This window comes from Fulvivirga kasyanovii, assembly GCF_009711405.1.
GTDB lineage: Bacteria > Bacteroidota > Bacteroidia > Cytophagales > Cyclobacteriaceae > Fulvivirga > Fulvivirga kasyanovii.
Window position 1 is genome coordinate 1 of record NZ_SMLW01000445.1, and the last position, 10,829, is coordinate 10,829.

A 10,829-nucleotide genomic window follows, 5' to 3' on the forward strand; every position below is an offset into this window, starting at 1 on the left:
TTCCAATACAGAAGCAACTGATTCCGCAAAAGCTGATGCGCTCCCCATTAATGAAGAAGCGAATGATGAAGTAAAAACTGAGCCCGTATCAGAAGCTTTAAATTTGGAAGAGAATGATTTTGAACAAGCAATACTGGATGCTGTTGAAGAAGGCCTGTACCTAGTGCAAACAGAGCAGGGATTCGATTACATAAAAGCTGATATTGACAACGATAATATTGATGATGCTGTAGCTCTAATGACTTTTGAGTCAAACCCCGATAATTATGACTTTGAAACCACTGTAATGCTGATGATACTAACTGGTTTTGAAAGTGGCTCTCTGGCTCAATTTGGATACTCTGGAAACCTTGGAGGCGAAAGTATCCGCTATAAAGACTTCAAAAAATTAGCCTGGAAGAATGAAACCATAAACTACACGCACCAGTCCATGAGAAATTATATGGAGGTTGATATTAAAGTCGTAGGCTTTGAAAGAGCAACAGTTGATAAAGTTTCAGTATGTTACAATAACTCACCTTGCAAAGACACTTTTGTTGCTTCCGAAAGTGATACACTGGAATTAATTGACCTAAACAAGGAATTTCTTAACGATCACATGTAAATGAATTAAGTATAAAAGTTAAAAGCCATTTACCATATATATCAGAACACCCACTACTGAATCATGAAGGTATTAAAATCTGCATTCTTAAATGGCAGTAGGCACGAACTAGCAGTCATTGTTATGTTGTTGTCTTTGACATTTGGGTGTGGGTCAAGAACAAACGAGACAGCATCCAAAACATTAGCCAACAATGAAAAAGTAAAAGAAGAGGTAATCGATGATCGTTATTTCGGTGGTTGTGGCAGGTTCAGAAATACAAAGGGAGACAAAGCCTACATGTCAGTGACTCATACTGAAGGTGAAAAAAAATTAGAAGGGATCTGTTTTGGCAGAAATGTAAATCAGCCCCTCTGGACCGGAACTTTTACTGGCGAAATTGTATCTACCGATGCTTATCTTTTCGAAATAGACGTTAACTATCAAATCAATGGAAAAACGGTACAAGTAAAAGAAAAGTGGAAGAAGGCAAATAACATTACCTTTGAACTAGTTGAAGCTGATCCCAGTCGTCCAGAATTAGCCACTGAATATCTCTTAGTGAATTGTATCAATGAATTCCCGGAACAACAAGGTTTTATTGAGCGCAATAGTGTGGATTACTCACACATCAAAGCTGCAAAAAAACACTATAAGGCTATAGATGTAAATGGATCAGTAATTATAGAACTTAAATATTACGAAGGAATTCCAGAAGTTACCGGAACAATGCTAGGAAAGGTTGGAGAAAATGAAATGTGGTCCGGTTTGATAACTGGAAATTTGATAGATGGGAGAATAGATAGCTTGCGTGTAACTGTAGAGTACTTCGAAAGTGGCGATGAATATTATAAAAGCTCTCAAACTTGGTACATCGATGAATTCTCATCATTGAATATTGTTCCCGATCACAACGACAATAAGCCTGGATGGGCATTTATGCCGATAGACTTTCCCAATGGTTTCCCAGACGAGGAAACCTTTGAAAGGAACTATAAGGACTACCACAATGAAATCGATTAACTCATAAAGTCTGCCTTGATCTCACAACCAAACTTTTAAAAGTACATGTCACATAGAAAAAGCTCTTCATCCGTTATACTCGCAGTGGCGATTGTTATTCTCTCGCTTTTAGGCTGTTCATCAGGAAGCTCTTCCGGTACTGAAGCTACCGATTCCTTGAATAATGTTTCCCTAAAAACCGATGAGTTATCCATAAATAAGAATACTAATAATGAAACTAAAACGCCCGAAGCTAATATTTCAGATGATTTTGCCGAAACAATTCTTGAAGCAATTGACTATGAATTTAATCTTGTCGAGACTGATCAAGGGTATGACTATGTAAAGGCAGACTTCAATAATGATGGATACAATGACGTTGCAGCTATTTTAACAAAAGAACCGAATCCTTCTTCTTATGATTTTGACACAGAAGCGTTTATTATTATCCTAACAGGAGACAAATTTGAGCAACTGCAACAATTTGGCTATTCAGATAATTTAGGGGGAGAAAGTATCAAATATAAAGACTATAAAAAACTTACCTGGAAGGATGAAACTCTGACTTACACACACCAGTCCATGAGAAACCACATGGAGGTTGATATAAAATTTGTAGACATTAAAACTAAAATAATCGACAAGGTTTCAATCTGCTATTATAACACCTCTGGATGCAAAGATATCTTTACAGCCTCTGAAAAGGATACGGTCGAGTTAATTGAGTTGAACAAAGAGCTCCTAAATGAACTCATAAACCCTTAATCTCCATTTCGATACGACAGGTACCACTCAAAGCTCTCATGCAAAATATTTTGTTTTTCGGACCGGATAAACTCAAGGAATGCCAGGCTTACCGGGGAAAGTTTTTTGTCCTTTAGCCATATTAAGCACCAATCGGTTTTAATGGGCAGGTCATCCGTGGGCAGGATATAGATTTGGTTGTTCATCAGCTCATTATGCAGACCGATCAGGGGCACTATGGAATAACCCAGCCCGGCAATTACGGCCTGCTTTACTGCCTCATTGGAGGTAAGCTCCATCCTCTTTCTGGCGTACTTCTCGTGGGTCGCAAAGTACTGCTCCATGGCCATTCTCGTGGCGGAGCCTTCTTCCCTGTATATCAAAGGTTTGTTTTCATTTTTTTCAGGGGTATTACCCACCAGATACAGCTTGTTTTCAATTAACTGTTCCTGCTCAATGTTCAACTGCTCCGGAATTACAGATACCAGTGCAAAATCGATTTCATTGTTTTTAAGGCTCTCTATTACCCTCGTTTTGTTAGTCACATCCAATATCAGGTCTATACCAGTGTGCTTTTCCATAAATCCACTTAAAAAATAAGGGATCACATACTTGCCTGTAGAAGCTGACGAGATTTTTAATTTCCCTGTCATCATGCCCTGGTAGGCCTGGGTTTTGTAATTGATGTTGTCCAGTTCGTCAAGCACACGTTCGGCCATCGTAGCAATTTCCTTTCCGAAATCAGTGATGTGAAGCTGCCGCCCGATCACCTCCGTGAGAGGGATATCAAACTGATCCTGAAAGTTTTTCAACTGTATGGAAACAGCAGGCTGCGTCATAAAAAGCTCTTCTGAGGCCTTCGTGATGCTGCGCTTTTGCACCACCTTAAGGAAGATCTGGAGTTGATGAATGGTATAATTCATAAATTTTGTTTATGTATTTCATAATAAAGATAAATAAAAACTTATGAATTGTTTTACAGAACTTCGCATCATAAACAAATTTCAATTATGACAACAATACAAGACACTAAAGGAACAACAACTATGCAAGGCAAGTTTGACCTGATCAAAGGAGAGTATACTCCGGAAGAGGCACTGGAAATTGTGACCCATGTGCTACTTAAAAAAATCAATTTTCATGAAATGAGAGGGCTCAGCCAGCAAATCAGATTTGGGCTAAAAGATGATGCTTCATTGCAAAGGATCACTGAACTCAAAGCTTCGCTTGAGGCCTTCCAGGAGCTGGCGAAAGAAGCCAAGCTATCAGGCAAGTCTGTGAGGCTGAAATCCAGCATCTCCGTGGAATTAATATAACCATTTCAAAAAACTACCAGAACAACTCAAGTTATGTTTCAAAATCTTCCTGCGTTCATCGCTGTATTGTCACCAACCGTTTTTGCTGCTACTGCGCTAATGTCCTGGTTTCAGCCCGGAATACGTCCGGCTGCCGTCAAGCGCATGAGTGTAGCATCAACTGCGGTTGGTATTCTGGTAGCTGCAATCTGCGGCATACTGGTAATCAATCATGACCTCCTGCAGACTGGCCTTATCGGTTACAACGGCCTGGGGCTGAGCCTGCGGCTGGATGCTCTGAGTGTGATTATGCTGGGCATGATAGCACTGCTGGGCTTCATCATTGTAAAGTTCAGCCTTAATTATCTGGATGGAGACCAGCGCCAGGGCATTTTCCTTGGCCGGCTGGCAGCTACCATAGCCTCCGTGCAGTTGCTCGTGTTATCGGGCAACCTGGTGATGCTTTTGATCTCCTGGATACTGACCAGCATCTGCCTGCACAGGCTGCTGGTTTTCTACGATCACCGCCCCGGGGCGCTCATTGCAGCCAGAAAGAAGTTTATACTGGCGCGGCTCGGTGACATATGTCTGTTAGCTGTAGTGGTTTTACTGTATGATCAGTTCGGCACAGGCGACCTTGAAACCATTTTTACGGCGATCAGGAACAGCCAGGCATGGGGCAACCTTCCCGGCGTAGAGTGGGCAGCCATATTACTGGTGCTGGCAGCGCTGTTAAAATCAGCGCAATTTCCCACTCACGGCTGGTTGATTGAGGTCATGGAAACGCCAACGCCGGTTTCTGCCCTGCTTCATGCAGGACTGTTGAACGCCGGGCCATTTCTGATCATCAGAATGGCGTACCTCATGGATGCAAGTGTTTATGCTCCCTATATACTAATGATCATCGGAGGCTTTACCGCGCTGTTTGGTTCGGTGGTTTACCTCACGCAGACCTCTATCAAAACTGCGCTGGCTTATTCAAGCATTGCCCACATGGGGTTCAGCCTGCTGGTGTGTGGCTTGGGGGTCTACCCCGCCGCCATGCTTCACCTCGTAGCCCATTCATTTTATAAGGCACATGCATTCCTTTCATCGGGCAGTATAGTAGATGTGATCCGGGGATCTAAAATATTCTCACCTGCGAGACCTCATAAGCCGCTCAGGATTGCCATCGGTATCGTGCTTGCCCTGGCCGTTTATTCAGGATTTGCTACACTTTGGGGTATTGACTTTGAGAAACAGTTACCACTAATGGCCATCGGAGCGATACTGGTCATGGGCCTGTCGAGGTTATTTGTATCGGCCATGGGTAAGGCAGGAAATATAGCCCTTCTCATGCGTGCCGGATTACTGGCCCTGATTGTAGCTGCAGCATTTTTCTCCCTTGAGGCTGGCTTTCACCACTTGTTGTCTGCTCAACTGCCCGAACTATCGGCACCAGGATTAGGGGAAATTATCCTGACAGGTGTCATTTTGCTCAGCTTTGGCATAGCAGTATTCATCCAGTTGCTGGCTCCGGGACTCGCTAAAAACCCTGTCTATACGGCTTTCGCCATTCACATTAGAAACGGCCTGTACGTCAATGCCTTGTTTGACAGGGCAGTGAGCGCATTGAAGGTCCACTCGCCGGAGAGCAGGCAAATCGCGCAATTTCAGGCAGAGCAGTTGAAAAAAGTGGAGTATATGCACGTGGAGCGCCTTAAAGAGCAACCGGTTTTTGTAAACAAATATTAAAAACAGCCCTAAACCCTAAAATTCAACAACAATGCGTCAAAACATATCATTACATTCAGGTGTGGCATACAATCTCGGCAAACATGCTGGGCTACAGGCTTCTATGCGACAGGCATGTAAAAAAATAGCACCCGTGTGGCCTCTGGAAAATTTTGTAGCGGTAAACCCTTACCTGGGCCTGACCGATAAAAAATTTGAACACGTAGCCCAGGACCTGGCAACGATCGGGGGCATACAAATGACTTTGCCGGTTTCATTCTACCTGAAAAAAATTGACGAGGGAAGAATACAAAGAAAAGACATTGAAACTGTATTGCGGAAAAGGCCTGAAGAACCAGAGAGCAATGTCGATGAATTTATCAAAGCACTGAAAAGCACGGATGACAATGGCATGGAGGCCACGCCAATACCTACAGTTGCAGATATCGCCACACAACTGACCGGTAAAGACTGGAACAGCTTTGTCACTTCACGAATATCTGCCTGGGCTGCCTCTTATTTTGACAATGGTCAGGCGGTATGGTCAGCAGCCAATAAGCAGGATAACCTTTTCGAAGCCTGGAAATTTGAAGCCCGCATAGACAGGACCCCCGGAATTGCAGGCCTGAGAGGCTTTCGCCAGACGGTCAATTCCCTGCCCGACCACCCGTTGGAAGCTACTCAAAAAGCACTGGACATCCTTAAAGTGCCTGAGGACAGCCTGGAGGTATACTTTCACAGGTTGCTATTAAAAGCAGGCGGCTGGTCAGCATATGCCGCACGGCTTGATTTTGAGCATGAACTCTATGGAGGAAAAGACGGCAAACTGATCGCATTTCTGGCTATCCTCACCTGTTGGGAAGCCTGCCTGCTACAGTGTACAGACCATGATGAAGTAGAGAAAAAGTGGTATGAAGCAAAAATTGTTTTATCTGCCGCTACGGTTCAAAAAGAAATCAACCGGCAGCTAGCACAAAAGCTCATCCTTCAGGAGGCTTTCGACCTGGCGGTTCAACGCGACATCATCGGCAAATTTCAAAAGCCTGCGGTCATAAACGGGAAACCCAGGCGTCAAAGCAAGGCACAGGCCATTTTCTGTATAGATGTACGGTCAGAGGTTTTTCGAAGAAACTTAGAGCTGGCGGATAGCGGAATTGAAACCCTGGGATTTGCGGGCTTCTTTGGCTTCCCAATCAAATATGTACCTATAGGACATACCGGTGGGGAGACGCAGTGCCCGGTACTGATACAGCATGGGCCAACGGTCATGGAAAAGCTCCCGGATGAGCAGGAAAACAAACTTGCCATCAACCACCGTATACTGCAACACCAGATCCGGCAGGTTTGGAAAGCTTTTAAGTCAGGCGCTATTACCTGCTTTAGCTTTGTAAGTCCCATAGGCCTGTCTTACCTGCCCAAGCTCTTTACCGACTCCTTCGGGCTCACCCGGCCGGTACCCCATCCCGATAAGGTAGGGTTAAAGGACAGGCATTCTAAAAATAAAGCCGTGAGCCTGGAAGATGATATGCATAACGATCAGGCCACGGGCATACCCATAGAGCAACGGGTACAGATGGCCAGAAATGCACTGAACGCCATGTCGCTTACCGAAAATTTTGCCCGGTTTGTGTTGATTGTCGGCCACGGCTCTACATCAGTAAACAACCCTCATGCTACCGGCCTCGATTGCGGCGCATGCGCGGGGCACAGCGGGGAAGCTAATGCGAAAGTTGCGGCAGCAGTGCTGAATGACAAAAAGGTACGAACCCATCTGGCCGGTGAAGGGATCAACATCCCTGAAAACACCGTATTCCTGGCTTGCCTTCACGATACTACCACAGATGAAGTAAGCATTTACAATGAGCACGAAGTGCCGGATGCACAACGGAAAGAGCTGCCCGAACTCAAAAATGCATTGGTCAGGGCCGGCTATACTTCGCGTATGGAGAGGGCTTTGAGCATGTCACTGAAAGGTGATACTGACAAGGCTATAAAAATGCGAAGCAAAGATTGGTCGCAGGTACGTCCGGAGTGGGGGCTGGCCGGTTGCTCGGCATTTGTAGTTGCCCCACGGCACCGCACCAGCGATATAGACTTTGGCGGCAGGAGCTTCCTGCACTCTTACGACTGGAAGAAGGACAGGGGGTTTGCCGTGCTTGAACTGATCATGACCGCCCCAATGGTAGTGACCAACTGGATAAGCCTGCAATATTATGCCTCCACGGTTGACAACAAACATTTTGGCTCAGGCAATAAAACCCTGCACAATGTAACAGCGGGCGTAGGTGTGCTGGAAGGCTACTCGGGAGACCTCAGGGTTGGACTACCTATGCAATCGGTCCATAACGGGGAGGATTACCAGCACGAACCTGTAAGATTAAATGTGATCATAGAAGCGCCTGTTGAAGCCATGAACATGGTACTGAAAAAGCACCCGGCCGTCAGGAATTTATGTGACAATGGCTGGCTCCACCTGCTAGCCATGGATGAGCTCGGCAGGGTGTCGCATCGCTATACGGGCGGCTTAAAGTGGGAAAGTCTCGAATCTGACATAATTCGATAATCCAGCACATAAAAGGATTAAGGAAGCAATGAACCTGTTTCAGGGAAGGCGTCTGGCCATAGCTACGAAGCATAACAAGGAAAAGGTAATCGGTCCGAAGGTAGCCTCCAAACTTGGAGTGCTCCCCTTTGTACCGGAGAATCTGGATACGGATCAGTTGGGCACCTTTACCGGTGAGGTAGAGCGCCAGGCAGACCCGCTTACCACGGCAAGAAAGAAGTGTGAAATGGCCATGGCCTCAACCGGATGTGACCTGGCGATCGCCAGTGAAGGGTCGTTTGGCGCACACCCTACACTCATGTTTGTGCCGTGTGATGAGGAGTTGGTCTTATTGGTAGACAAAAAGAATGACCTGGAAATAGTGGGACGGAAACTTAGCACCCATACCAACTATGGCGGACAATGGTGCAAGAGCACACAAGAGGTGATCAGCTTCGCCAAACAGGCAAGCTTCCCCTCGCATGCCCTGATCTTAAGGAGCGACAAAACCCCTCAGGCATTGATTTTCAAAGGAATATCCGAAAAAAGGGATTTGCTCAGGAAGTTTCAGGTCATTGTTGAGACCTATGACCAGGCTTTCATTGAAACCGATATGAGGGCTTTATATAACCCTACAAGAATGGAGGTAATAGCCGAAACCACTGATGCCATGCTGGAGAGGGCAGTTAGTTTGTGCGAAAAGTGCCAGATGCCTGGCTTTGGCATTACCGATGTAAAGACAGGGCTGCGGTGCATGCAGTGCCACCTCCCTACCCAATCCATAAAAGCGTACATCTATTCCTGCTCAAAATGTGGTTTTACCCGGGAACGACCCAACCCCAATAAATCATTTGAAGAACCCATGTATTGTGATTACTGCAATCCATGAACCTTAAAAAACTGAACATGAAAAATAAAACTTTGACAGAGATACAGTTACTTTTTGCCTTAATTGTGATGGTTACCGGCCTTTTGGTATCCGTTTACATCGAAAACATCATACTCAACGAGCTCTCCAAATCCCTGATCATTGTTACCGGTTTGACGGTGGTGCATATCAGTTCTTTTAATAACCCGAGGGATGCAAAGTGATGAAGCCTTGAAATGGCAAGAACATATGATGCTACAGGTTTTCTTCTCTCGGTTTATTTTTTAGTCGTATATTTGCGATGTCAACACATTTTAGTAATCGCAATGCGAAAAATTCAATATCGGTTTAAACAGAAGATACTGGGAAGGCATACGGGTGTAAGTCCCGAGACCTATCTGAGCATTGCTTGGAATGTGTTGACGGTGACCTTCCCTATTTTATTACACACTAACCAACGTTCTTATGTCAACACAGAATGGTCCAAATGTTTGCTTCAATGATAAGCATTCAAATGAAATCTATGATCCATCTATTTGCGGATCAAAAATTCCAACACCATCAGAAGCAGAATTCCTTGCCTCTATCAAATTTCAGGGGATTGACGAGCTAATCGATTCTTTAAAAATGGTTCATGATTTTGCGCTGTATCATACCGACTTACCCGTTGATACCACCGAAAAGATGGCTCTTTTTAATCTTAAGATTTTGTGGGAAAGTCTTGAGGAATTGAGGAGGCGGTAAATTTTAGGGGAGCTGTCGGGGAGGCAGCTTCTTTTCTATTGTTTGAATATTACGGTGCTTGCTCATTATCAGGATTTTTTTCTTCAATTCTCTAGAGGTTTTAAGTATCTTTGAAATGCTAACTCTTTCAAAATTTTCATGATGCTATCATCACTAATTCGGTTTAAACAGAAGATCCTGGAGAGGCATACGGGTGTAAGTCCCGAGACCTATCTGAAGCATCGCTTTGATGGAGTTAGCAGTGACCTCTCCTCTTTTATTCAACTTAATCCATTTTTTTATGCTAACTCCAAATGGTCAAAGTCCTTGTCAGAAATCTGAATTGACAAATGCTTCGGCAGGTACACGTCACGTATCAGAAAATTACAGAACGCTATCACCAATTCAAGCAGATTTTATAAGCCATCTTGAATTTCATGGAATTGATGATCTTATCAGGTCTTTAAAAATGATCCATGATTTTGCTCTTTATCATACCGATCTATGTTTTGATAAAGAAGAAAAATCCGCTCTTTATGATCTTAAGATTTTGTGGGAGAGTCTTGAGAGGTTGGGAAGGTGTTAAGTTTTTTTAGGAGCTGCCGGGAAGGCAGCTTCTTTTTAATTTATTTGGGTTAGCCTCGCTTTATTATTCGCTGTCCTAAGCGTATTTAAATTAATAAAATTATAATAGTTCATCCAGCCAATTTAACCATCCTGTAAAGTTTTTATCCTCTATAATTTCTGGGTTGAGCCGATGGGTGCAATACTGTTTAATAGGTCTTTTGGATAAGAAATCAATGCCCGATTTATAGTACGAAGGAGATAAACCAAGTACTAATTCTTTATCACCGAATACAATAGTGATGTCTGCCTTTTTCACTATTCTTTCTCGACCTTTCCAGTACTTTCTTATTCTTTGTGAAACAACGGTTAAGGAAAGGATGTCTGTGTACCTGATGAGCAAAGCCTTTTGAATATTCTTTTTTGAAAACCTCAAGACCAGCCCTCCCCTTAATAATTCAAAAGAAACAGTATTTAAGTCTTGTGACAAAGTTTTCATATCATCGAATTCCGAAATTCCATCCAAATAAATAAACCTGGTAGAGCCAGTACCTTTAAGCCCCATCCTACTGAACCAATTAAAGTGTCCACCGAGATAATCGATGTCTGATCTCCTAAGAGAATTGTCTGATGAAAGTTTTACTATCATGAATGATGAGTCAGGAATTAGAAAGCGTTAAATTAAGTCCTTTCAACGACTGCTACTTTTCCCGCTATTATATATTAACAGATCAAAGTAATATTCTGGATTTTCGCGATCAGCATCAAATGCTCTTTTCATTTCTTCCTTTGTCC

12 protein-coding genes are annotated in these 10,829 nt (G+C 43.8%); 10 read left to right on the forward strand and 2 right to left on the reverse strand.

What is annotated here, in order from left to right:
• From E1163_RS30465 to E1163_RS07105, 3 genes are all read left to right on the forward strand, one after another.
• Positions 1 to 604: hypothetical protein (locus tag E1163_RS30465; protein ID WP_185155996.1), on the forward strand; the 604-nt coding region annotated here is incomplete at its 5' end.
• Positions 605 to 667: 63 nt separating this feature from the next.
• Positions 668 to 1,606, forward strand: a complete 939-nt coding sequence (locus E1163_RS07100; protein ID WP_155170745.1) for a hypothetical protein — start codon at positions 668 to 670, stop codon at positions 1,604 to 1,606.
• Positions 1,607 to 1,651: 45 nt separating this feature from the next.
• Entirely contained in the window at positions 1,652 to 2,350 is a 699-nt protein-coding gene (locus E1163_RS07105) for a hypothetical protein (protein ID WP_155170746.1), read from the forward strand.
• Here E1163_RS07105 and E1163_RS07110 read toward each other — a convergent pair.
• Entirely contained in the window at positions 2,347 to 3,252 is a 906-nt protein-coding gene (locus E1163_RS07110) for a LysR family transcriptional regulator (RefSeq protein ID WP_155170747.1), read from the reverse strand. The genes E1163_RS07105 and E1163_RS07110 overlap by 4 nt on opposite strands.
• A gap of 87 nt (positions 3,253 to 3,339) precedes the next feature.
• On the opposite strand from E1163_RS07110, the gene E1163_RS07115 reads away from it, so the two are divergent.
• The 7 genes from E1163_RS07115 (at position 3,340) to E1163_RS07145 (ending at position 10,056) form a co-directional block, all read left to right on the forward strand.
• Positions 3,340 to 3,645 (forward strand): hypothetical protein, encoded by a 306-nt coding sequence (locus E1163_RS07115; RefSeq protein ID WP_155170748.1) that lies wholly within the window; start codon positions 3,340 to 3,342, stop codon positions 3,643 to 3,645.
• Positions 3,646 to 3,678: 33 nt separating this feature from the next.
• Entirely contained in the window at positions 3,679 to 5,358 is a 1,680-nt protein-coding gene (locus tag E1163_RS07120) for a proton-conducting transporter transmembrane domain-containing protein (protein ID WP_155170749.1), read from the forward strand.
• A 31-nt stretch (positions 5,359 to 5,389) separates the two neighbouring features.
• Entirely contained in the window at positions 5,390 to 7,900 is a 2,511-nt protein-coding gene (locus E1163_RS07125; protein ID WP_155170750.1) for a YbcC family protein, read from the forward strand.
• Positions 7,901 to 7,928: 28 nt separating this feature from the next.
• The gene (locus tag E1163_RS07130) at positions 7,929 to 8,768 is read left to right on the forward strand and encodes a DUF6671 family protein (RefSeq protein WP_185155997.1); all 840 of its coding nucleotides are present in this window, start codon (positions 7,929 to 7,931) and stop codon (positions 8,766 to 8,768) included.
• Between the two features lie 17 nt (positions 8,769 to 8,785).
• Complete coding sequence (locus E1163_RS07135) at positions 8,786 to 8,971, forward strand: hypothetical protein (RefSeq protein WP_155170751.1); 186 nt, start codon at positions 8,786 to 8,788, stop codon at positions 8,969 to 8,971.
• A gap of 241 nt (positions 8,972 to 9,212) precedes the next feature.
• The gene (locus E1163_RS07140; RefSeq protein WP_155170752.1) at positions 9,213 to 9,491 is read left to right on the forward strand and encodes a hypothetical protein; all 279 of its coding nucleotides are present in this window, start codon (positions 9,213 to 9,215) and stop codon (positions 9,489 to 9,491) included.
• A gap of 229 nt (positions 9,492 to 9,720) precedes the next feature.
• Positions 9,721 to 10,056: a hypothetical protein gene (locus E1163_RS07145; RefSeq protein WP_155170753.1), complete on the forward strand. Its 336-nt coding sequence runs from the start codon at positions 9,721 to 9,723 to the stop codon at positions 10,054 to 10,056.
• A 99-nt stretch (positions 10,057 to 10,155) separates the two neighbouring features.
• Here the strand turns inward: E1163_RS07145 and E1163_RS07150 are convergent, their stop codons facing one another.
• The gene (locus tag E1163_RS07150) at positions 10,156 to 10,683 is read right to left on the reverse strand and encodes a hypothetical protein (RefSeq protein WP_155170754.1); all 528 of its coding nucleotides are present in this window, start codon (positions 10,681 to 10,683) and stop codon (positions 10,156 to 10,158) included.
• Between the last annotated feature and the right edge of the window lie 146 nt (positions 10,684 to 10,829).

Bases quoted from the DNA above. Each gene is read 5' to 3' on its own strand.
- E1163_RS07110 (WP_155170747.1), bottom strand. From the start codon at position 3,252: ATGAATTATACCATTCATCAACTCCAGATCTTCCTTAAGGTGGTGCAA.
- E1163_RS07140 (WP_155170752.1), top strand. From the start codon at position 9,213: ATGTCAACACAGAATGGTCCAAATGTTTGCTTCAATGATAAGCATTCA.
- E1163_RS07135 (WP_155170751.1), top strand. From the start codon at position 8,786: ATGAAAAATAAAACTTTGACAGAGATACAGTTACTTTTTGCCTTAATT.
- E1163_RS07150 (WP_155170754.1), bottom strand. From the start codon at position 10,683: ATGATAGTAAAACTTTCATCAGACAATTCTCTTAGGAGATCAGACATC.
- E1163_RS07100 (WP_155170745.1), top strand. From the start codon at position 668: ATGAAGGTATTAAAATCTGCATTCTTAAATGGCAGTAGGCACGAACTA.
- E1163_RS07130 (WP_185155997.1), top strand. From the start codon at position 7,929: ATGAACCTGTTTCAGGGAAGGCGTCTGGCCATAGCTACGAAGCATAAC.
- E1163_RS07145 (WP_155170753.1), top strand. From the start codon at position 9,721: ATGGAGTTAGCAGTGACCTCTCCTCTTTTATTCAACTTAATCCATTTT.
- E1163_RS07125 (WP_155170750.1), top strand. From the start codon at position 5,390: ATGCGTCAAAACATATCATTACATTCAGGTGTGGCATACAATCTCGGC.
- E1163_RS07105 (WP_155170746.1), top strand. From the start codon at position 1,652: ATGTCACATAGAAAAAGCTCTTCATCCGTTATACTCGCAGTGGCGATT.
- E1163_RS07115 (WP_155170748.1), top strand. From the start codon at position 3,340: ATGACAACAATACAAGACACTAAAGGAACAACAACTATGCAAGGCAAG.
- E1163_RS07120 (WP_155170749.1), top strand. From the start codon at position 3,679: ATGTTTCAAAATCTTCCTGCGTTCATCGCTGTATTGTCACCAACCGTT.